The following is a 20,723-nucleotide window of genomic DNA, read 5'->3' as shown; positions in this document are numbered from 1 at the left end:
CCTTAGCCTGAGACCGGCTTGGCACCGGTCACTTCTAGCGCCTCACCGGCGATGTAACGCGCCTCGTCGGAGGCCAGAAAGGCGATCACGTCGGCGATGTCCTCCGGCTCGGCGATGCGCCCCAGGGGCACGCTCTTGTTCAGCTCCTCGACGGCCTTGTCCGGGTCCAGGCCGCGGCGCTCGAAACCGCTGCGGATCATCGGCGTGTTGATCTCGTGCGGGCACACGGCATTGACCCGAATGCCCAGCGGCGCGCAGTCACGGCCGAGGTTCTTGCTCAGCGCCGCCACCGCGCCCTTGCTGGTGCAGTAGGCGACGTGGCCCGGCCCCGGATAGACGCCCCACACCGAGGAGGTGTTGACGATGGCCGCGCCCTGGCGCCCCTTCATGTGCGGGATGGCGGCGCGGCAGATGTAGAACACCGCATTGAGGTTGACGCCCATGGCGTCGAACCACATCTCGTCGGTGGTCTCCTCGATGGTCCCGCGCGGGATGATGCCGGCATTGTTCAGTACGATGTCGAGGCCGCCGAAGCTTTCCACGGCAGCACTGACCACTGCCTCGCAATAGCTCTTCTCACGCAGGTCGCCGGCCAGGTAGCTGACCTCGGCGCCGAGGGCGCGGGCCTTCTCGGCGATCTTTGCGCAACCAGCCTCGTCGCGGTCGGAGAGCATCAGCCGCGCGCCCTCGCGGGCAAACAGCAGAGCCAGGGCCTGGCCGACACCTCCCGCGGCGCCGGTGATCAGGGTGACTTTCTCGGCGAACTTCATAGGGCAACCTCCTTGAGCGGGGTTGAACCAGGCAGCGCCTGGGCGGCTTCGGTGTGGAACAGCAGCTTGAATAGAGCTGAGCAGTCGGCGCTGGCGGGCAGCTCGGCGACGGCTTGCTCGACGGCCTGGCGTCGCTCGGCATCCAGGCTGACGCCGGCCAGCAGGTGGAACTTGGCGCTGAATTCGGCCGGACTCATGGCCGTGGCCGGGTCGCCCTTGGCTGCGGTGATCGGGCTGACGAAGCGCTGACCGTCCTTGAGCACAACCGAGACCCGCGAGAGTATCTCGTTGGGGAAGCGCGCCGACAGGTCGTCGGCCTCGACGATCTCGATGCGCCGGCTGACCGCAAGAATGTCGGGCGCATGCACCGAGTCTCCAGTCACCTCCAGCGGGCCGACCTGGCCGCGCACCACCAGCGCCGCCAGCGGGAAGGCCAGGGCGTATTGGGCCTCGTCGGCATTGGCCGGAGTGTGGCCCTGCAGACGCATGGACTCGTGGAAGGTCTCGACCTGGATCTGCTCGATGGCCTCGCCGCGAATCTGCGGGTGCTCGGCCAGCAGCGCGGTCATCGCGGTCAACGCTGGCTGCGCCCAGCGGCACACCGGCCAGGGCTTGAAGTACTGCGCGTCGATTTCCCAGCGCTGACCGAGGTCATGCCACTGGGCGGCTACGGCTGTGGTTTCCACCGTCTCGGCCGGCGCACCGGTGACCCCGGACTGGGCCAGCAACAAGGCATTCAACCCGGCATAGGCGCCGGCGCCATGGGCGTCGCGGAGCATCGAGGGGTGATCGACCAGGCGCATCATCGGGCAGCGCGGGCCGAAGTACTCGGCAATACCCAGGGCATGACGGAAGGTCTGCTCATCCAGACCGAGCAGGCGCGCTCCGCCACAGACCACGCCGAGCCCGGAGAAGGCGCCGGAGGCATGGTATTCAGGCGCAGTGGCCATCAACGCGACACCGGCACGCAGCGCCGTTTCATAGCCGATACACAGCGCGCTGAGCAGCTCCTCGCCGCTGATGCTGCGGCCCTGCTCGCGGCAGGCATCGACCAGCGCCAGCAACGCCGGCACCACGGTGGCGCCGGCATGGCCCTTGGAGGTGAAGTGGCCTTCGTGGGCATCCAGACTATCGACACTGAAGCCGCCGGCCCAGGCCGCGCCCAGCGGGTGCACCGGACGACCGTCGAACAACAGGCGGCTACTCAGAACACCAGCCGGGTAATGGTTGACCGCATAGCGCTTTAGCGCCTGACTGGTCTGATTGTCGCGGGCGCCGGCGGCGACCCCGAGGATATCCAGCAGGCAGGTTTGCAGCAGATCACGGGTGTGTTGCGGCGCCTGGCTGAAAGTGAAATCACGGACGAACGAATAGAGCGACATGCGCTTACTCCACAGACGAGACTCGGATCGACCTAAAAAAAGGCGCCCATAGGGGCGCCGAAAAGGTTTGTCGCGTGAGCCGCCGGACTCAGTTGGCCGCGGCGCGGGAAGCAGCCAGCCAGGTATCGAACTGCTCGCGGTGCGCGGCCACCCACTCGGCGGCATGCCGGCTGATGTCCTTGGCGCTGTTCTCGCCGTTCTGCATCTTCAGGTTCTGCGCGCTCTCGTCGTCGGTGGTGATCTGTACCTGGGAGAGAAACTTCAAGGCCGCCGGATTCTCCTCGGCAAACTCCTTGTTCAATACGGCCTTGACCTCATCCACGGCGAAACCGAGGTTCTTGCCGTGGAAACTGGTGTTGACGTCATTCTTGCCGTCCGGCAGATCGGTGTTAGGCACTTCCAGCCAGACCACATCCTTGCCCTCGACCAGCACGCCGGCGATCCACTGCGGCACCCAGGTGAAATACAGAATCGACTCGCCTTGCTTGTAGCGGGCGATGGTGTCGGCCATCAGGGCGAAGTAGGAGCCACGGTTATGGCTGACGCTCTTCTCCAGGTCATAGGCCTTGAGATGGTGATCGATCACCAGCTCGCAGCCCCAGCCCGGGTTGCAACCGGTGAGGTCGGCCTTGCCGTCGCCATTGGTGTCGAACAGCTTGGCGATTTCCGGTTTCTTCAGGTCGGTCAGGTACTTGATGTTGTGCGCTTCGGCGGTCTTCTTGTCGATCAGGTAACCCTGCAGCACGCCGGGGATCACGTCGCCGGCCTTGACCAGCGTGTCGTCGCCGCCGACCTTCTGGTAGAAGGTGTCGTGCAGCTTGTCCCACAGGTGCACGGTGAAGTCCGCATCGCCATAGGACAGCGCGACCATCATCGCCGCGTACTCGGTTTCCTTCGGCTCCTGCACCTCGTAGCCCAGCTCACGCAGGCCGACCATGGCCACTTCGCCGCGAAAGCGCTCTTCGGCGATCGACGGGAAGATCGGCGCCACTTCCACGCCCTCTCCTGGCTTCTCGGCGGTCGCGGCCTGGCCATAGAGCGGCAACAGGCTCAGGGATGCCACGGCGGCGCAGTGCAGGAACTTCTGGGTGAAGCCACGGGTTTTGAAATTCATCGTCAGCTACCTCTTGGGTTTTGTTGTTCGTCGGGTATTTCGATTGAGTTCAGGGGCCGGCTTTCTTGATCTCAGGCCTCGGCCTTGACGCTTGCCGGGCGACTGCCCAGTAGGCGCAGCACTAGACCAACCGGGCCGCTGTGGTACCAGCGCAGACTGGGGTCGCCGCTAGTGCGCTCGCCCATGGCCTGGGTCAGGCGGTCGAGGAAGATCGCCAACAGCACCAGACCGACCCCGCCGACCGTGGCCAGGCCCATGTCCAGGCGGCCGATACCGCGCAACACCATCTGCCCCAGACCACCGACCGAGATCATCGAGGCGATTACCACCATCGACAGCGAGAGCATCAGGGTCTGGTTGACACCGGCCATGATGGTCGGCGCGGCCAGGGGCAGTTGCACGCGCTTGAGCATTTGCCAAGGCGTGCAGCCAAAGGCACGCGCCGCTTCGATCTTGTCGTCCGGCACCTGACGGATGCCCAGGTTGGTCAGGCGCACCAGTGGCGGCACGGCGAAGACGATGGTCACCAGTACGCCGGGCACGTTGCCGATGCCGAACAGCATCACCACCGGCACCAGATAAACGAAGGCTGGCAGGGTCTGCATGGCATCCAGCAGTGGCCGCACGACCTTTTCCAAGCGGTCGCTGCGCGCCGAGAGAATCCCCAGGGGCACGCCGATCAACGCGCAGAAGAACACCGAGGTCAGCACCAGCGCCAGGGTGGTCATGGATTCTGACCAGACTCCAATCAACCCAAGCAGAGTCAGGGTAATGGCGCATAACCAACCCATGCGCGGCCCGGCCACCTGCCAACCGAGTAACGAGGACAGGAGAATGCCGATGGAAGGCGGGATGCTCTGCAGGATGAACTCAAAGCCGTTGAGCACCTGGTCGATCGGCCAACGAATGGCGCGGAAGAACTCGCGAAAATTGTGCACCAGGTAATTCAGGGTGTTTTCCACCCAGTCACCCAGGGGAATGGTCATGGTCTGGAACGGGTCGAGGATGCTGAACTCTGACATCTTGGCTACCTACTCTGCGATTCTGGGTTTACGGCGCGGTCGACGCTGGGCCTGTTAGTGACGGCTCATGGTCTGCAGCAGCAAACTCTTGGAAATGGTGCCCTTGAAGGCGCCGCCATGGTCGAGCACCGGCACCGGGTAGGGCAGCGCGGCGACGATATCCAGCACATCGTGCAGCGGCGTATCGATATAGACGGGCGGGTGCTGATCCAGCTTGAGCTGCTCGATCTGCTGTGGCTCGGCGCCACCGCGCAAGTCGCCGGCGTCGACCACCGCGAGCAGGTGATCCAGCTCGTTGACCAGGTAGCCGTAGGGCACACCGGCCTTGAAGCTCGGCGCATGGCCGTTGACCCGGCAGACGGTTTCCGGGTCGAGCTGGGCGACATCACCGGCCTTGAGCACCCTGGAACTGTCGAAGCCCTTGAAGAAGGCCTCGACATAGTCATTGGCCGGGTTGCACAGCAGTTCCTGGGGCGTGCCGATCTGCACCACCCGGCCGCCTTCCATGATGGCGATACGATGACCGATGCGAATGGCCTCTTCGATGTCGTGGGAGATGAAGATGATGGTGCGCTGCTGCTCGGCCTGCAGGCGGATCAGCTCGCCCTGCATCTCGCTGCGGATCAGCGGGTCCAGGGCGGAGAAGGCCTCGTCCATCAGCAGGATGGTCGGATCGTTGGCCAGTGCACGGGCCAGGCCGACGCGCTGTTGCATGCCGCCGGATAGCTGATGCGGGTAGCTGTTCTCGTGGCCGGCCAGACCGACCTGGCTCAAGGCCTCCAGGGCCCGGGTGCGGCGTTCCTGCTCGCTGACCCCGGAAATCTCCAGGCCGAAGGCGGCGTTGTCCAGCACGCTCATGTGCGGCATCAGGGCGAAGGACTGGAACACCATGCCCATTTCCTTGCGCCGCACGTTGGTCAGCTCCTTGTCCGACAGCCCGGTGATTTCCCGGCCATTGAGGTGGATGCTGCCGGAGGTCGGTTCGATCAGCCGATTGAACAGTCGCACCATGGTCGACTTGCCCGAGCCGGACAGGCCCATGATGACGAAGATTTCACCGCGCTTGACCGAGAAGCTGGCGTCGAACACACCGACTACCTGCCCGGTCTTCTGGAATATTTCGTTCTTGTCGGCGCCGTTGCGCAACATATCCATGGCAACTTCCGGCTGCGGCCCGAATACCTTGAATATATTTTTGACCGAAAGTATCTCGTCAACTTGGGTCATTGCGCCCTCTTCTTATAGGTCTGTAAACAATCAACTTGGCGGCGCCGTTTGGCGCTTTATCCGGGCCGAACAAATCCCGCCAGCGCTTAACTTGCAACAAGTTGCCGCCGGCCATTAATTGCCTGGATCACCGCGAATATGCCCGTTGGCGACTGCCTGCACAGCGTTCGCCGGGTGGGTTCAAGTTAGAGTTTGGGGGGCTGAGCGTCCAACTACATTTGTTCGGCTCAATCAATAACCTGATGTTATTGATTGGCTGCGGGGGCACTGGCGACATCGACGCCGCCAGGATGTGCGAGGCTCGCCATAGGCGATGGAGGTTTAGCGTGCGCCCTCTAAAAAGGGGCTTCGCGGATGGGTGTGACATAAGGTCGAAGCTGACAGGCAAGCCCGGCAGCTTTGTAGGCTAGGTTAGCGGCGCATGCCGTCAGAGCGCAGACAACCCAGGTTGCCGAGCGCCGCGTAACCCAGCACGGCGTCGACACTCGCACCAACCATGCTGGGTACGACGCGTCAAATTCGGCTACTTGAGCGCAGCAGCGCGCACGCGCCTCACCCAGCCGAATCTGATGGATATTTCTGCCACTTCACTAGCAGGGAACAGCAATTGTCCAGAGTGGGCCAGGATGACGCGGTTAGTCAGCACCCCGCCCATAGCGGGCTTGCATGCGCTGGGCGGCCAACTCCGCCGCATCCAGCCCGGCATTCACAGCGTCCTTGAACCCCGCATCGATCATTGCCTGCAAACCCGCCGCCGTGGTGCCTCGATAGTCGAGCATGGCCTGCACCATCTCGGCCGGCGACATGCCATCGCCGCCGAGCAACTGACTCGCCCCGACCACCACGCCACGTACCGCGCGCTCGGCGACCTGGCGCGGCAGCCCCTTGGCCAGGGCATGGGCTAGCATCGCCTCGGCCAGCAGCGCCGGATAGGCCGCTCCGGAGCCAACCAACCCGGTCAGGTAATCGAGGTCCGCTTCGCTCGTCACCTCATCGGTGCTGCCACAGGCCTCGAACATCGCCTGGGTGAACTGTTTGTCAGCGGCCGTCACCGGCTCCGTGGCAAACCAGGGCGTATAACACTGGCCGATCTGCGCCGCCGCGTTGGGCATGGCGCGAATGATCCGCTGGCTACCGGTACGGGCGATCAGGGTCTCGACCGAGACGCCGGCCATGAACGAGATCACCAGCTTGCCAGCGGCCTCGATGGCGACATCGGCGAACTGCTCGGGGCGCACCGACAGCACTATGACTTCGGCCCGTTGCGCCAGTTGGCGATTGTCCCGGGTCAGCTGCACTGCAGGCCAGGCGTCGAACCCCTCCACGCGCCCGGAGCGACTGGAGAGCATCAACGCAGCCGGCTGCAGCACGCCGCGTTCCAGCATGGCGGCGCCGATGGCACGGCCCAGCCAGCCGCCACCGCCGATGATGCCGACCGTCAGTTCACTTGGCATACAAGCACCCTTCTAGGTTGAGTGATTCGCCGCCTGCACGACCAGCGTCGGCTCTTGCGCCGCGTAGTCGTGGCGGGCATAGAAACGCTGGAGTTCACGGGGCTCTGGCGCCTGGCCGGTAAAGATCGTCACGTACTCGGGGATGCGCTGCATGCGCGTCGGCAGATCCTCGCGGGTATTCATGCTGATGTAGCCGATCTGGGTCAGGTACATCGACCGAGCCCGCACATCGGCCGCCATGCCCGCGTAGCCGAAGCGGCTGAACATAGCCGCCAGTGCCGCCAACCGCGCCGTGTCGGCGAGCTCGATTTGCGCCGCCACTCGGGGTTCTTGCAGCGCCCAACTGCGCAAGGCGAACTCGAACTGCGAGTCGAACAGCGGCGGACTCAGCCAGCAGTCGAACACGTTGAGAATGGCCTCGGCGATGCTTTCCGCGTAGGCCTCGCTCTGGCGGATCAGATTGCCGCTGTTCTTGTCGCGCCAGCGCTCGATCAGCGCCGCCAGCAGCTCTTCGCGATCGGTGAAGAACCAGTAGAAGCTGGTTCTCGACAGGTTCAGCTTCTTCGCCAGCGGCAGGATACGCACGGACTCGACGCCCGACTCGATCAGGCTGTCATAAGCCGCCTGCAGCCAGACCTCGGCCGATCCACGCCAGCCGCTATCACTCGATTTCTTGGGCTCGTTCATGGGCCGATGGTAGCCAGCGAGCTGGCCTCGCACAATCCGAATGTCCGCAAGCGTCGATAAAAATGACAGGGCTGTACATTTCCTCTAATCCACACCACTCCCGGCAACCGAGCAGCGTCTGTGCGCTTGAGGGATAGCTGCTGGCGACAGAAACCGACCAATAGCGACAAGCGCAGCGGGCGACAATGTACAACGAGGTATACCCACTAGACACCAGTGTACATTTTCGGTAAATACAGACTCACGTCCCCGTCCACGTGGAGCCCTGACCATGTCGAATGACCCGTTGCTGCAGCCCTACCAGCTCAAGCACCTGACCCTGCGCAACCGCATCATCACTACCTCGCACGAGCCGGCCTACCCCGAGGACGGCATGCCCAAGGCGCTGTACCGCGCTTATCACGTCGAGCGCGCCAAGGCCGGCGTGGCCCTGACCATGACCGCCGGCTCGGCCGCGGTGTCGCGGGACAGTCCGCCGGTGTTCAACAACATCCTCGCCTACAAGGACGAAGTGGTCGGCTGGATGAAGGACCTTACCGACGAGTGCCACGAGCACGGCGCGGCGGTGATGATCCAGTTGACCCACCTGGGCCGGCGCACCCGCTGGGACAAGGGCGACTGGCTGCCGGTGGTGTCGCCTTCGCTCAACCGCGAGGCGGCCCATCGCGCCTTCCCCAAGCAGCTGGAAGACTGGGACATCGAGCGCATCATCAAGGACTACGCCGATGCGGCCGAACGCATGCAGGCCGCCGGCCTCGACGGCATTGAGCTGCAGGCCTACGGCCACCTGATGGACCAGTTCTGGTCGCCGCTGACCAACGAACTGGATGCACCTTATGGCGGCTCGCTGGACAACCGCCTGCGCTTCACCTTTGACGTGCTCAGCGCCATTCGCCAGCGCGTCGGCAACCAGTTCATCGTCGGCGTGCGCTACACCGCGGACGAAATGCTCAACGGCGGCCTGAACGCCGATGAAGGTATGGACATCTCGCGCCGGCTCAAGGCCAGCGGCATGGTCGACTTCCTCAACGTGATTCGCGGCCATATCGACACCGACGCCGGCCTGACCGACGTGATTCCGATTCAGGGCATGGCCAGTTCGCCACACCTCGACTTTGCCGGGCAGATCCGCGCCGCCACCGACTTCCCGACCTTCCACGCCGCGAAAATTTCCGATGTCGCCACGGCGCGGCACGCCATCGCCTCGGGCAAGGTAGACATGATCGGCATGACCCGCGCGCACATGACCGACCCGCACCTGGTGCGCAAGCTGATCGAGGGCCGCGAACAGGACATCCGCCCCTGCGTCGGCGCCAACTACTGCCTCGACCGCATCTACCAGGGCGGTGCGGCCTACTGCATCCACAACGCCGCCACCGGCCGCGAAACCAGCATGCCCCATGAAATCCCCAAGGCCGCCAAGCGGCGCAAGGTGGTGATCATTGGCGCCGGCCCGGCGGGCCTGGAAGCGGCCCGGGTGGCCGGCGAACGCGGTCACCAGGTGCTGGTGTTCGAGGCGGCCAACCATGCCGGCGGCCAGGTGCGCCTGACCGCACGCAGCCCACGTCGGCGCGAGATGCTCGGCATCATCGACTGGCGCATGGAGCAATGCACGGCGCTGGGCGTCGAGTTCCGCTTCAATACCTGGGCCGACGCCGAGACCATCCGCGCCGAGCAGGCCGACGTGGTCATAGTCGCCACTGGCGGCTTCCCCCACACCGAGATCCTCAGCGCCGGCAACGAGCTGGTGGTGTCGGCCTGGGACATCATCTCCGGCGACGTCAAACCCGGCGCGAACGTGCTGCTGTTCGACGATGCCGGCGACCACACGGCGCTGCAGGCCGCCGAGTTCATCGCCCAGAGCGGCGCCAAGCTGGAAATCATGACCCCGGACCGCTCCTTCGCCCCGGAAGTCATGGCCATGAACCTGGTGCCCTACATGCGCTCGCTGCAGAAACTCGACACCACCTTCACCGTGACCTATCGCCTGGCCGCAGTGGCGCGTGACGGCGCCGAGCTGCTGGCGAGCATCGACAGCGACTACGGCGACGTGCGCAAGGAGCGCCGAGTGGATCAGGTGGTGATCAACCACGGCACCCGGCCGATGGACGAGCTGTACCTGGAACTCAAGCCTTTCTCGCGCAACCTCGGCGCGGTGGAATACGCCGAGCTGATCGTCGGCCAGCCGCAGTCCAGGGACGACAATCCACAGGGCGAGTTCCAGCTGTTCCGCATCGGCGATGCGGTGGCCGCACGCAATACCCATGCGGCCATCTACGACGCGCTGAGACTGGTCAAGGATCTTTGAGCGCCTGGCGCGCCAAGGACAGTCACTGGGGCATATAAGGAGCGAACCCTTATATGCCCTGCTCCCTGGCCACCCCAATTCGACTCGCTTCCCCACGCCTGCCCTCAACCTGAGGCTGATCCCCACTCGCCACGCAGCATGCGGATCGATTATTGGTTATCTGGAAAGAAGTACGGAATAAGTGTCCCAGTCGAGTGATGTCGAGCCTTTGTAGGGTGGGTTAGCCGAAGGCGTAACCCACCACCCGGCCGCGAGGCCGGCAATGCAGCTTTCCGACTGACGCCATGGCTGCGCGGCCGTTCGCATAAGCCGGTGGACAAGTAAACCTTGTCCACCCTACCCATCGCCCGCGTTTGCGTAGGTCGGAAAACCGCGCAGCGTTTTCCACCAGAGGAACGCGAACGCCCCCACTGGCGATCCTCAGTAGCGCGCAAGAGCCATTGGCGAGCGCAGCCAACATGCCAAAGGCTCGGCCGACATCAGCCCCTGTTGTTTCCCGCCCCCGGCACGCGCTAATCTCGACACCTCTTCGGCCCCTCGCAAATGGAATTGTCCCGATGGTGCATAACGCCCCCGCGCCCAAGCGGCTGTTGCCCAAGGCGCACGCCAGAGCCCTCCAAACTCGCCCCTCCCAGAATGTTATCCACCAAATGGTGCGTTTAAATGCACCGTTTGGTGTCTAATTTTAGTTATGCAAAGTCTGCTCTTCCCTAAAAGATAAGAATATGACCGAATCAAGAAGAATTACGAACTTAAAATCAGGAATGATCAAGGAACTACCGTTCTTCCCGAATGACAAGCAGACCTTGCTGGAGCTTGAAAGTCAAAACTTAAACAATACGCTCATTCACTACCTACATTGGAAAACCCGAATAGTCCCTCCTAGACCACGCAAAATACAGATCGCACCAGAGGTAACTTCTGACAAAAGGTGGAAAAAATTAAAATCTGGGATAAATGGGCTTCTCGATAAAATTCGTAACGGAGAAGACATTTACCCATATCATTCCAAGCGCGCACACAAAAATGGATACACACCGGTACAAAGGGTGAAAGATGGAGAGGTGGACTCTTGGGAGGATAAAGATCAACTCCTAAATACAAAAGGTTTCCACCACTTCCACTTAAACATGAATATTCAGAGTTCAGGCTTATCCGAGAGAACGGATGAGGTCTTATTTTCTCATGTTTCACGCGATACGTTTCGCGCTGTCGGAATATTTGACCATAGCGTTTTTGAAACCTCCGACAGGGTGGGCTCCATGCCCCCAGAGAGAGCGCGAATGTGGGAATTGCATGAGAAATACGCAACATTCGGCATGGAGCCAGGATCCGTATATATTACCAGCCCTATTGCGACCTCTGGCCATCCTATATACATAGTTAGAATGTGCGATTTTTACGCACAGATTATTAGAGAAAACGACCACAAACTGGATGACAGGACTTTTATAAATAGCCTGTACGACCAAGGCCGATTAGCGCATCCCAATAAATTCAACTTCGAGTGGCGCATGGACGGCCTTGACCTGGGCGTGTTTGACAAGAAAACAGACGTGTACTTTAGCTTTCACCAAGGGCACATGTAGTAACTGTGTGCATCGCATAACAATTGGTTCAAACCGTTTGCTTCGCTCACTGGGACGGGCTAAAGCCCGCCCCTTAACCAAACGTCATGCATCAAGAGGTAGACCTGCATGGAATGGCTAGTTACCGCAATAATTGGATTAGTCTCAGGTGCATGCGGCTCGCTAATTGCACCGTGGATTCACTGGAGCATTGAGAAGCGCAAGTCAAAATTAGAATATAAGAAATCCTTAATTTCCAGCTGGCGTAAGTTTGTTGAGGACTTTGACTGGGTAAATAAAGAGTTTGGCAACACATCTGTTTACGGCGCAATGCGCTCATATATGAGCGAGGAGACTATTCATAAATTTGAAGCGCAGAGAACATTACACATTCCACCAGATGGTGGTCGAGGCCGGAATTTGAAAAAACAATGGGCCTCTGATGAAGTCTCTCGCATAGAACGCGAATGGGATCTTCTGTAATGATGCATAACAATGCGCTCAATTCGTTCGCTTCGCTCACTGGGACGGGCTAAAGCCCGCCCCTTAGCTTAATCGTTAGCTATTTAGTCAACCAACCGCAAAAGGAACCGCACATGAAATTCACTCTAGTTCGCAACATTCATTTCCATTCGCCAAGCACTGGACTCGTATCCAAATTTGTCTCTAAGGAAGTTGAGTCAGAAATCCCACCGCAAGTAGGATTCGAATTTGAAGACTCTGCTTGGCACAGAAATGATTCTATCAGGGCAGAGTCAATTAGCATTGATTCTGAGACAGGGAAATGCACCGTACACCTCAACACCAAGGAGGTTGAAACAGCATCCGACGTCGAAAAATTCTACGGCGTTGCTGTTCAATACCATGGGTGGAAGAATTGGTTAGAAAACTAATTGATTGGCGGCCATAGCTAACAAGTCGCTCAAATCGCTCACTTCGTTCGCTGGGACGGGCTAAAGCCCGCCCCTTAGCTTATCGTTAGAAGGCTACAGATACATGGAGGTTGTCTTGAGAGAGTATTTTTCAGAAATCTTGTACGTCATAGCAATTTCCAAGAAAACCCAGTGGGCAATCATTCTTGGCATAGTGTTCTTCATCGGAATTAGCCTTCTCGGCAGTCATCTTACGAGCAACTTTCATTTTACCGGCCCACTCAAAGGGCTTGAGGATGCAGTTGCAGGCAAACTTCTTAAGCGCTATGACAAAGTAGCTCTGTTCGCTTTAGTGTCGTTCTGGTTACTGGCATTCAAGTGCTACCACCGCGATAAAAAGCGTTTGTGGTAGCCGTCTAACAAATGGTATATGGACTCCCCCTACNNACAGCATTCAAACCGTTCGCTTCGCTCACTGGGTCGGGCTAAAACCCGCCCCCTTAAGCAAACGTTATGTACTCATCTGGCATGGAGTAGCCTTTGAAAATCTATTACGTCGACGCTGAAAACATTGGCCTCAGCATGCTGGCTGAACTGACGATTTCCATCCTCGATAGAGTTTTCGTCTTCACAAACTCAGAAAGCCTCAAATCAGCATGCAGCAATGCCCTGTTAACCTGTGTAAGCGGATATCCGTCGGGGCAAAACCAAGCAGACTTCTACATAATCGCTCATCTATCTAACGTCCTGTCTCACCTCTCAAAATCTGAGAGAAAGGCAATAGAGTTCCATCTTTGTTCCAAAGACCAAAATCTTTGGAAGGCTTTTGAGTTTCAATGTTCACTTGCAGGCGTAAAATCTAGTGCGCCGCATATCGCCATAGAAACCGAAATCAATAATATCATTGTAGCAATTGACACTTCTCTTGAGGCAAAGATTCTCAAGCTAATGTCTCAACCAATCACATCAATCGAAATACAGCAGAAACTCAACATTCCACAGTCTAATTTCACTACTTCATTCAACCAGCTTATAAAGTCCGGAAAAATTAAGCGCCAAGAAAACTCAAAAAAGCATTGGCTACGAGTTAAGAGTACATAACAATTTATTCAAGCCGTTCGCTTCGCTCACTGGGACGGGCTAAAGCCCGTCCCTTAACCAAACGTTATAAACCATAGGTATGACCGTGCCGACCACAGCAATCGAAGTCATAGACACCGCAATAAAAATCGGCCTTGGCGGCATAATTGGTTTTGCTAGCACCTATGTAGTTACAAAATTAAATCATAAGCACGACTCAAGAAAAGATATAACAAAGCGGCATTACGATGCTTTAGAACAAGTAGCTGCCCACGTAGAAGTATTTTCACACGTAGCGCTAAAATACTGGGCATTAGTAGCCGAATGTGTGCGAGTAGAAAACGATGGCCGGGAGTGGCCGAAAGAAAGATCCGAACAACTAGACCTTGTCAAATCAGAATACTTTAGCGAAGCAAAAAACATTACCGTAGCTGAGTCCAAATTATTATTGCTTGGCCTAGAATCGTCATCCGTTAAACTTAGAAAATACACAGATTTCTTAAAAACACTCCGTCGCCAGTACTACATCGGCAAAGCAGGTTTAACTGAAAAAGAAATGGATGACGCACGCGAGGAGCTTCTACAGCTAAGGCAAGAGTTCTTTGCTGAACTTTCATTAGCCTACAAAAATGGCTTATAACAATGCGCTCAAATCGTTCGCTTCGCTCACTGGGACGGGCTAAAGCCCGCCCCTTAGCTTAATCGTTATGTATTTAAGGAAGAATCGTGCCGACCATTGCAACAGATGTAGCAATTTCAAGAACTCCTGATATCACAGCAAATATACTAACTCCAATTGATTGGGTTCAAATTGCGGGACTTGGAGTTACGGCTATCATTGTCATTGGAGGCATAATAACGACAATATATGCTATAAAAAACACAACTAAAACAGAGGTTTTATCAAGCAATCGACAAGCCTGGATAAACACTCTCAGGGATGAACTTTCAAGTTTTATTTCTGCAATCATGGGGATTTGGTCGATTCAACAAATGCAGAAAGAGCAATGGGATACAGAAAGGTTTTATCTTGCAGTTAAAGATGCTCGCAGGCTAAAGGCAAAAATTGCACTATTGTTCAATCCGGCCGAATGCCAGTCAAAGCTTTTAATGGAGCAGATCAATCAGTCTTTCGACAAGGCCATGAACAACGAGTCATCCGTCATGCAGCTTTGCGATCAAATAGTTGCCACGTCTCAAGCAATCCTGAAAACCGAGTGGGAACGTGTTAAGAAGGTCGAATAAATACATAACAATGCGCTGAAATCGCTCATTTCATTCGCTGGGACGGCGTTCCGCCGCCCTTTAGCTTAATCGTTAGGCAATTAGGAGAATATCTGTGGGATTTAACGAAGAAGAACTAACCTACATAAAGATTGCCACCAGCGGTTTTTTAAAATTTGGGGCCAGAAAGAAAATTGCAGGGTGGCTTAAACCTTTAGCCAAGAAGCTAGAAGAACTGAAAACTCTTAGCGCCACAGAAAGAGATAAAGAACTTAAAGAAATATTAAATCTCTACACAGCAGCTCGCCAAGAAGAAGTTCGGAAAGGCGCTCGTAATCACGGCCACGCCGGCTGGGCAGCTGCGGCAGCCTGCGAATCGTGGGTACAAGAAATACTGGGCGGTAATGAGCAAAGTATTAAGCGTGTCGAAATAATTATATTTGAACTAATTCGACGCGGCTAACACATTGACGTGCCAATCGCCTAACAAGGCGCTAAAATAGCTCACTCCGTTCGCTGGGACGGGCTAAAGCCCGCCCCTTAGCTTAATCGTTAGGCCCTATCGAACATGGAATTTTTGTCCGACAACTACCTTTTTCCATTTGCGCAACTGGCTCTTATTGCCTTAGCTATTTATGCCCTTTTTCATAGCACCCGTGAAAAATACTCAAACAAAACGAAGCCAGTCATAGAAAGATCAAATCAATCAATGGCAAAGTTCTATGCTGCTTACGGCGTACTTACTGCTTTGTATTTATCAATAGCGCTCAACTCAGAAGAAGCAAGATATCATAGGGTGCTTTTTTCTTTCGCTGACACAGCCATCATTGCTTATTTATGCCTTATAAACTCATGGTTCAGAAACAAGTTAATTTCTTGGTCAAAATCAGTATCCAACCGAGAGACAGATAGCTAGCTGTATCGACCACCGTGCTAGGTCAGTTAAGCCTAACAACTGTAATGGACTCTCCTTGCACCACACTTGCCGATACCGAGTCGTTCGGGTGATCGCTGGGAGAGTTGCTATGCACAAGCGTATTGCAGTTGATTTGGCCAAGTCCGTTTACCAGGTTGCCGAGAGTGTCCGTGTCGGTCAGGTGAGCCAGCGCAGGCGGCTGAATCGTGAGGCGTTCCGGCGATATATACAGGAGCAGGGCGAGCCGGTCGAGTGGGTCATGGAGGCTTGCGGCACGGCGCATTACTGGGGCCGAGTGGCGCAGGCGCTGGGCCATCGGGTGATTTTGCTGCATCCGCGCTATGTGCGGCCCTACCGGCGGCGCAACAAGACTGACCGCAACGACTGCGACGCCATCCTCGAAGCGGCCCGTTGCCAGGGCATTCATCCGGTACCGGTGAAGAGCCACGAGCAGCAACAGGTGCAGCAGTTACACGGTCTGCGCGAAACCTGGAAGAAGAGCCGCACCCAGCGGATCAACCTGTTGCGCAGTATTTTGCGCGAGGTGGGTATCCAAGCGCCGGAGCGCACCGAGGCCTTTATCAGGGCGGCACACGAACTGGTGGATTATCCCGAAGTGGCTGCCTTGAGCCATCAGCTGCATATCGTTCTGGCCGAGATCAACCTCTACCAGCAGTGCATGAACGAGTGCGAGCAGCAGCTTAAACGCTGGCATGCCGACGATGAGGTCGTGCGCAAACTGGATGAGGTCAGTGGCATTGGTCTGCTGACTGCCAGCGCCTTGAAGAACGCCGTGGGCCAGCCGGAACGCTTTGCCAATGGCCGCCAATTGAGTGCCTGGCTGGGCATGACCCCGCGCGAATACAGCAGCGGCAACCGCCGCAAATTGGGGCACATCAGCCGGCAGGGCAACACCTACGTGCGCACCTTGCTGATCCACGGCGCGCGCTCTGCTTTGCAGGCCGCTCAGCGCTGTCAGGCCAACACGCCCGAGCGGATGACCGAGTTGCAGCGCTGGGCGACACAGGCGGCCGAGCGCATCGGGAAGAACAAGGCCGCGGTGGCCTTGGCGAACAAGATGGTGAGGATCTGCTGGGCGGTCTGGTGTCACCAACGACGGTTCAGTGGTAACTGGCAAAGCCAGCAGCCCGTCTGACGGCGGGAGGGTAATCAGTACGAGGTTTTCTAGTGGTTGTGGTGAGCAGTAGCACTGTCGGAACAGGCGAGTCCTGCGACGGAATAAGGCCGATAACAATCATGATCCTGATGATCGATTGAACGCTTGGCCCCCGTTGCGCGAACTACAGAGTGGCCAGGGCGGTAGCGCCCAGCGCAGGCCGGATATACGAATGCAACCGCGCTGACGACAGAGCAGAAAAGCGTTACTCACTACTTGTAGGGGGAGTCCATATATGCTTTCAAATCGCTCGCTGCGCTCACTGGGACGGGCTAAAGCCCCCCCTTAACCAAACGTTATGCGCTAAGAGCGCGCAACAGGATGTGGCTCAATATTTTAAGCTGGTATTATTCATGAATTTACAAGTTGAGTTGAAACATGAACCGTCGTAAAAAAATAAAACAGTTATTACAGGCTCACGCCAAAAAGGCCAGTGCCAAACTGGCACCTAAAAGCAAGTCCACATATATTAGTAAAGCTGACCGATTGAAACTAGCTGCTGAGGCCACTCAAGACTCAATCATTTCTTCTGAGAGCTGAGCCTTGCATCTTAAGCGTCAAGGAAGCTCTATATAATGGCTGTCAAGGTATTCTGTGGGGGCGCGCAAAAGCATGGATACGCACTTTCATTCAATTTTCCGCCAGATCGACGCACCGGGAGCCAGAGGCAAGTACTTGTCTCGCGTCTTCGGTATCTTTTCCGAGGAGATCGTACGCCAGTGGGCAAGCGACCCTCGATCACCATACGAAGACCTTGGGCGACCAACCCTCCGGAAACGTGGCGAGAGATCAGGCTCCACTCTCGACTTCACGCTGCGCCACAAAAATACCGGCAAGTCGTATGTGGCTGAGCTCAAGTGCGAGATCGAGTATCAGAACTACAAGTATCTGGTTCTTTCTGATGCAAAGCAGCTTGATCATCACAACAAGGCAGCGTTCTTTGCCCTGCTGGACGCGGCAGCTAAGAACCCTGAGCAACAGGCTTTCGTCAATAAAAAAGAGTTGAAAATAGACGGCGCCATTCTCATCTGGGGAGCTGCCACACCCGAGGGTCGGCGCGCCGTGGTCGACGCTAAAGGCTTCTTTGATGTTCTCACCATGGCCGAGATCATCGGTGACTTAAGGTCTTGGGGGTGCGAGCCTTACCGGAAACTCGTGGAGCAGAAGCGCTCATGGACAAATGAAATGTTCGATGCACTTCTTCAAGCACCGAAGTGAAGTACGTGCCTGACATGCGTATACGTACTCTCCCCGCAAGCAGTGAGTAACGCCCTTCCAGCCCTGTCGTCGGTGCGGTGCATGCGTATATCCGGCCTGTGCTGGGCGTTACCGCCCTGGCCACTCTGTAGCTCGCGCAACGGGGACCAAGCGTTCAATCGATCACCAGGATCCGCATTGTTATCGGCCTTGTTCCGTCGCAGGACTCGCCTGTTGCGCAGTGCTTGCGTCTACCTTGCACGACCACTCCAGGCAGGCCAACACCCTGGCGACTAGAGGCCCTCCCCCGGCTCGAGCGGCACCAGGCTCGGCTCCGGCAAGGTACCGCCCTGGCGCGACAGAATGATCGCCGCGGTCACCACCAACAGGCCGCCAGCGAGCATGCCGGCGCTGATCTGTTCGCCGATCAGCAGCACGGCGATGGTCACCGCTACTACCGGCTCCAGGGTCGACAAGGTGGACGCCGAGGACGAACCGATCAGCGGCGAGCCGGCAAGGAAGGCGGCGACCGGCAGGATGGTGGCGAATAGCGCCAGGCCCAGGGTCGACCACCAGGCCGGCGCTCCGGACGGCAGGGTCGCGCCCGAGTACAGCGCGGCTACGCAGAAGGTCAAGGCGCAACCCACAAGCACCATGGCCGCCGAGGCCAGCGGCTGCTCGTGGCGAATGCTGTGGGTACCGTAAATGATCGCCGCGCCGTAGCTCAGGGCGGAGAACAGCGCCCAGAGCACTCCGCTCATCTCGCCGTGCAGACTCAGGCCAGTGGCCAGCAGCACACCGCCCAGCGCCAGCACCAGGCTGATCAGTTTGAGCACACTGGTGCGCTCGCCCAGGTAGGCGATCGACAGGGCGGTGACGAAGGCCGGGAAGGAGAACATCAGGATCACCGCCAGGCTCACCGAGGTGCTGCGGCTGGCTGTGTAGTAGCCCAGCGCCGCCAGGCCGTAGCCGACGCCCACCAGCAGGTTCTGTCTGGCCAGGCGCCCGCGCGGCAGGCGCACCCCGCGCAGACGCAGAAACAACAGCAGGATCGCCGCGGCGATGGCGAAGCGCACCAGCAGCAAGCCCACCGGGTCGGCGCCACCGGCATAGGCGTACTGGGCGAACAGCGGTTGCAGGCCGTAGCAAAAGGCCGACAGCAGCACGAGGACGAAGCCCCGGGCGTAACCGTCGCTCAGGACCAACGGGGGCGCACTGTGCATGATCTGAATACCTGCTGATCGATAATCGGGAAAGAATAAGCCCCGCATAACCTTGGGGGTTATGCGGGGCCGCCGGCTACGTGCTAAGCCGCGTCAGTCGGCCAGCTTGCGCGCCATGGTCGCGCAGTACCAATCATCGAACTGGCACACGCCGTTCTCGGCGATCGAGGAATAGGGGCCCGGCTGATAGGCCGGCGAGTTGACCCCGGCTTGGGTGCCTTCGACCAGGCGACGGTCCTGGTCGTTGGTGGCCAGCCAGACCCGGGTCAGGGTCTCCATGTCATAGTCGATGCCTTCCTGGGCATCCTTGGGCACCAGCCACTTGGTGGTTACAAGGGTCTCGTTTGGCCCCTGCGGCAGCACGCGGAAGCTCAGGGCGTGGTCGCCGAGGAAGTGGTTCCAGGTCGAGGGATAGTTGAAGTACAGCAGCGCACCGATGTTCTCCACCCCGCTCTGATCCAGGCGCCGCGCCACCGCCGGCTTGCCGTTCATGGTGTAGCTGACGGCACCGGACGACAGCGGAATGCGGGTCATGCGGAACTGACCACCTTCATCCATCACCAGGCGGCTGGGCAGTCCGCCTGCCTCGCAGCGCTCCCAGTGCTCGACCAGCTCGGGGTCCTCGGTACCGCCGACTCCTGCCACCGAGAGGTTCTCGACGAAGGAGTTCATCAGCTCGGGGTGGGTACCGTCGCAATGGAAGCACTCGCGGTTGTTCTCGAACACCAGCTTCCAGTTGCCCTTCTCCACCAGGTTGGATTCGAAGGCCACCTTGCAGTCATCGAGGTTATGCGGGGCGATAAAGGGTGACACGGCGGCGCGGAACTTCTCGAAGTCCGGCGCCTGCTCGGCCACGCACACGTAGATATAGCTGTTGACCACCTCGCAGTGGGCCGCATTGAGGCCGTACTCGGCGGTATTGAAGTCCGGCCCCATGTTGCCGGCGAACAGCAGCTTGCCATCCAGGTCGAAGGTCCACTTGTGGTACGGGCAAACCAGCTTGGCGACCTTGCCGCTGGCCTCGCTGCAGACCTTGGAGCCGCGATGGCGGCAAGCGTTGTGCAGCGCGCGGATCTGCCCGTCGCCACCGCGCACCACGACTACCGGGTAGTCGCCGATCTGCAGGGTCAGGTACTGGCCCGGCTTCTCCAGTTCGAAGGTGTGCCCGGCGAAGATCCATTCCTTGTGCCAGATCTGCTCCAGGTCCTGACGATAGACCTCGAGATCGCTGTACAAAGCCGTCGGCAGCGCATGACGCGGCTTACGCAGCTGGATGAGTTCTGCAACCTTGGCTTTATTGTTCACTGTGTAGGCACTCCACGGTTAATCCAGGCGATCGACCAGGCTCTTTCCCGACTTCTAATGTCGGCGTCCTGTGCGTTAATAAATTTGGCTGCGGCAATCCAGGCTATTGCCTAGCGATGCTTTCGGATAATCTCCAGAACCAGCACCAGCTTGATCACCGTTATCACCACTGTCGAAAGTTTAGAGTGCGGGCTTAT

At 58.2% G+C, this 20,723-nt stretch carries 22 protein-coding genes; 13 read left to right on the top strand and 9 right to left on the bottom strand.

Annotated features, from left to right (window positions below; genetic code table 11):
- Nucleotides 1-2 precede the first annotated feature (2 nt).
- The 7 genes from TMS3_RS10115 to TMS3_RS10085 all read right to left on the bottom strand — a co-directional run bounded on the left by TMS3_RS10115 (nt 3) and on the right by TMS3_RS10085 (nt 7,656).
- Nucleotides 3-770 (bottom strand): SDR family NAD(P)-dependent oxidoreductase, encoded by a 768-nt coding sequence (locus tag TMS3_RS10115; RefSeq protein ID WP_025165159.1) that lies wholly within the window; start codon nt 768-770, stop codon nt 3-5.
- Nucleotides 767-2,152: an MmgE/PrpD family protein gene (locus TMS3_RS10110; RefSeq protein ID WP_025165158.1), complete on the bottom strand. Its 1,386-nt coding sequence runs from the start codon at nt 2,150-2,152 to the stop codon at nt 767-769. The genes TMS3_RS10115 and TMS3_RS10110 overlap by 4 nt, the downstream gene beginning before the upstream one ends.
- Nucleotides 2,153-2,240: 88 nt before the next feature.
- Complete coding sequence (gene proX / locus TMS3_RS10105; protein WP_025165157.1) at nt 2,241-3,266, bottom strand: glycine betaine/L-proline ABC transporter substrate-binding protein ProX; 1,026 nt, start codon at nt 3,264-3,266, stop codon at nt 2,241-2,243.
- Between the two features lie 71 nt (nt 3,267-3,337).
- Entirely contained in the window at nt 3,338-4,288 is a 951-nt protein-coding gene (proW, locus tag TMS3_RS10100; RefSeq protein WP_025165156.1) for a glycine betaine/L-proline ABC transporter permease ProW, read from the bottom strand.
- A 54-nt stretch (nt 4,289-4,342) separates the two neighbouring features.
- Nucleotides 4,343-5,515 (bottom strand): glycine betaine/L-proline ABC transporter ATP-binding protein ProV, encoded by a 1,173-nt coding sequence (proV, locus tag TMS3_RS10095; protein ID WP_025165155.1) that lies wholly within the window; start codon nt 5,513-5,515, stop codon nt 4,343-4,345.
- A 635-nt stretch (nt 5,516-6,150) separates the two neighbouring features.
- A complete protein-coding gene (locus tag TMS3_RS10090) occupies nt 6,151-6,969 on the bottom strand; it encodes a pyrroline-5-carboxylate reductase family protein (protein ID WP_025165154.1) in 819 nt (272 codons plus the stop codon).
- A gap of 12 nt (nt 6,970-6,981) precedes the next feature.
- Complete coding sequence (locus TMS3_RS10085; protein ID WP_025165153.1) at nt 6,982-7,656, bottom strand: TetR/AcrR family transcriptional regulator; 675 nt, start codon at nt 7,654-7,656, stop codon at nt 6,982-6,984.
- Nucleotides 7,657-7,927: 271 nt separating this feature from the next.
- On the opposite strand from TMS3_RS10085, the gene TMS3_RS10080 reads away from it, so the two are divergent.
- The 13 genes from TMS3_RS10080 (at nt 7,928) to TMS3_RS10045 (ending at nt 18,019) form a co-directional block, all read left to right on the top strand.
- The gene (locus TMS3_RS10080; protein WP_025165152.1) at nt 7,928-9,964 is read left to right on the top strand and encodes an NADH:flavin oxidoreductase; all 2,037 of its coding nucleotides are present in this window, start codon (nt 7,928-7,930) and stop codon (nt 9,962-9,964) included.
- A 725-nt stretch (nt 9,965-10,689) separates the two neighbouring features.
- The gene (locus TMS3_RS10075; RefSeq protein WP_025165151.1) at nt 10,690-11,553 is read left to right on the top strand and encodes a hypothetical protein; all 864 of its coding nucleotides are present in this window, start codon (nt 10,690-10,692) and stop codon (nt 11,551-11,553) included.
- 108 nt (nt 11,554-11,661) lie between these two features.
- Entirely contained in the window at nt 11,662-12,015 is a 354-nt protein-coding gene (locus tag TMS3_RS25040) for a hypothetical protein (protein WP_152985488.1), read from the top strand.
- A 113-nt stretch (nt 12,016-12,128) separates the two neighbouring features.
- A complete protein-coding gene (locus TMS3_RS25035; protein ID WP_067288475.1) occupies nt 12,129-12,425 on the top strand; it encodes a hypothetical protein in 297 nt (98 codons plus the stop codon).
- Nucleotides 12,426-12,528: 103 nt separating this feature from the next.
- A complete protein-coding gene (locus TMS3_RS10070; RefSeq protein WP_025165150.1) occupies nt 12,529-12,816 on the top strand; it encodes a hypothetical protein in 288 nt (95 codons plus the stop codon).
- A 128-nt stretch (nt 12,817-12,944) separates the two neighbouring features.
- A complete protein-coding gene (locus tag TMS3_RS10065) occupies nt 12,945-13,505 on the top strand; it encodes a hypothetical protein (RefSeq protein WP_025165149.1) in 561 nt (186 codons plus the stop codon).
- A gap of 79 nt (nt 13,506-13,584) precedes the next feature.
- A complete protein-coding gene (locus tag TMS3_RS25030; RefSeq protein ID WP_200929623.1) occupies nt 13,585-14,124 on the top strand; it encodes a hypothetical protein in 540 nt (179 codons plus the stop codon).
- Between the two features lie 86 nt (nt 14,125-14,210).
- A complete protein-coding gene (locus TMS3_RS25025; protein ID WP_152985487.1) occupies nt 14,211-14,729 on the top strand; it encodes a hypothetical protein in 519 nt (172 codons plus the stop codon).
- Between the two features lie 94 nt (nt 14,730-14,823).
- Nucleotides 14,824-15,171 carry a hypothetical protein gene (locus tag TMS3_RS10055; protein WP_025165147.1) on the top strand — a complete coding sequence of 116 codons (348 nt, stop codon included), beginning with the start codon at nt 14,824-14,826 and terminating at the stop codon, nt 15,169-15,171.
- Between the two features lie 105 nt (nt 15,172-15,276).
- On the top strand, nt 15,277-15,624 hold the full coding sequence (locus TMS3_RS25020) for a hypothetical protein (protein WP_152985486.1): 348 nt from the start codon (nt 15,277-15,279) through the stop codon (nt 15,622-15,624).
- A 109-nt stretch (nt 15,625-15,733) separates the two neighbouring features.
- A complete protein-coding gene (locus tag TMS3_RS10050) occupies nt 15,734-16,780 on the top strand; it encodes an IS110 family RNA-guided transposase (RefSeq protein ID WP_043301850.1) in 1,047 nt (348 codons plus the stop codon).
- A 399-nt stretch (nt 16,781-17,179) separates the two neighbouring features.
- Entirely contained in the window at nt 17,180-17,341 is a 162-nt protein-coding gene (locus tag TMS3_RS24615) for a DUF2986 domain-containing protein (protein ID WP_083491739.1), read from the top strand.
- Nucleotides 17,342-17,413: 72 nt separating this feature from the next.
- Complete coding sequence (locus TMS3_RS10045) at nt 17,414-18,019, top strand: hypothetical protein (RefSeq protein ID WP_025165145.1); 606 nt, start codon at nt 17,414-17,416, stop codon at nt 18,017-18,019.
- A gap of 272 nt (nt 18,020-18,291) precedes the next feature.
- Here the strand turns inward: TMS3_RS10045 and TMS3_RS10040 are convergent, their stop codons facing one another.
- Together TMS3_RS10040 and TMS3_RS10035 are read right to left on the bottom strand one after the other, a co-directional pair.
- Entirely contained in the window at nt 18,292-19,221 is a 930-nt protein-coding gene (locus TMS3_RS10040; RefSeq protein WP_025165144.1) for a DMT family transporter, read from the bottom strand.
- 93 nt (nt 19,222-19,314) lie between these two features.
- On the bottom strand, nt 19,315-20,526 hold the full coding sequence (locus TMS3_RS10035) for an aromatic ring-hydroxylating oxygenase subunit alpha (RefSeq protein WP_025165143.1): 1,212 nt from the start codon (nt 20,524-20,526) through the stop codon (nt 19,315-19,317).
- Between the last annotated feature and the right edge of the window lie 197 nt (nt 20,527-20,723).

Origin of the sequence: Pseudomonas taeanensis MS-3 (assembly GCF_000498575.2) — a bacterium.
Classification (GTDB): Bacteria; Pseudomonadota; Gammaproteobacteria; order Pseudomonadales; family Pseudomonadaceae; genus Aquipseudomonas; species Aquipseudomonas taeanensis.
The sequence above is the reverse complement of the archived record's forward strand: the minus strand, read 5'-3'. Positions and strand labels throughout refer to the sequence as shown.

What these genes read in the sequence shown, in the direction of transcription:
- TMS3_RS25035 (WP_067288475.1), top strand. Translation starts at nt 12,129, where the DNA reads ATGAAATTCACTCTAGTTCGCAACATTCATTTCCATTCGCCAAGCACT.
- TMS3_RS10040 (WP_025165144.1), bottom strand. Translation starts at nt 19,221, where the DNA reads ATGCACAGTGCGCCCCCGTTGGTCCTGAGCGACGGTTACGCCCGGGGC.
- TMS3_RS10075 (WP_025165151.1), top strand. Translation starts at nt 10,690, where the DNA reads ATGACCGAATCAAGAAGAATTACGAACTTAAAATCAGGAATGATCAAG.
- proV (WP_025165155.1), bottom strand. Translation starts at nt 5,515, where the DNA reads ATGACCCAAGTTGACGAGATACTTTCGGTCAAAAATATATTCAAGGTA.
- TMS3_RS24615 (WP_083491739.1), top strand. Translation starts at nt 17,180, where the DNA reads ATGAACCGTCGTAAAAAAATAAAACAGTTATTACAGGCTCACGCCAAA.
- TMS3_RS10070 (WP_025165150.1), top strand. Translation starts at nt 12,529, where the DNA reads ATGGAGGTTGTCTTGAGAGAGTATTTTTCAGAAATCTTGTACGTCATA.
- TMS3_RS10090 (WP_025165154.1), bottom strand. Translation starts at nt 6,969, where the DNA reads ATGCCAAGTGAACTGACGGTCGGCATCATCGGCGGTGGCGGCTGGCTG.
- TMS3_RS10080 (WP_025165152.1), top strand. Translation starts at nt 7,928, where the DNA reads ATGTCGAATGACCCGTTGCTGCAGCCCTACCAGCTCAAGCACCTGACC.
- TMS3_RS25030 (WP_200929623.1), top strand. Translation starts at nt 13,585, where the DNA reads ATGACCGTGCCGACCACAGCAATCGAAGTCATAGACACCGCAATAAAA.
- TMS3_RS10110 (WP_025165158.1), bottom strand. Translation starts at nt 2,152, where the DNA reads ATGTCGCTCTATTCGTTCGTCCGTGATTTCACTTTCAGCCAGGCGCCG.
- TMS3_RS10045 (WP_025165145.1), top strand. Translation starts at nt 17,414, where the DNA reads ATGGATACGCACTTTCATTCAATTTTCCGCCAGATCGACGCACCGGGA.
- TMS3_RS25020 (WP_152985486.1), top strand. Translation starts at nt 15,277, where the DNA reads ATGGAATTTTTGTCCGACAACTACCTTTTTCCATTTGCGCAACTGGCT.
- TMS3_RS10115 (WP_025165159.1), bottom strand. Translation starts at nt 770, where the DNA reads ATGAAGTTCGCCGAGAAAGTCACCCTGATCACCGGCGCCGCGGGAGGT.
- TMS3_RS25040 (WP_152985488.1), top strand. Translation starts at nt 11,662, where the DNA reads ATGGAATGGCTAGTTACCGCAATAATTGGATTAGTCTCAGGTGCATGC.
- TMS3_RS10050 (WP_043301850.1), top strand. Translation starts at nt 15,734, where the DNA reads ATGCACAAGCGTATTGCAGTTGATTTGGCCAAGTCCGTTTACCAGGTT.
- proW (WP_025165156.1), bottom strand. Translation starts at nt 4,288, where the DNA reads ATGTCAGAGTTCAGCATCCTCGACCCGTTCCAGACCATGACCATTCCC.
- TMS3_RS10085 (WP_025165153.1), bottom strand. Translation starts at nt 7,656, where the DNA reads ATGAACGAGCCCAAGAAATCGAGTGATAGCGGCTGGCGTGGATCGGCC.
- proX (WP_025165157.1), bottom strand. Translation starts at nt 3,266, where the DNA reads ATGAATTTCAAAACCCGTGGCTTCACCCAGAAGTTCCTGCACTGCGCC.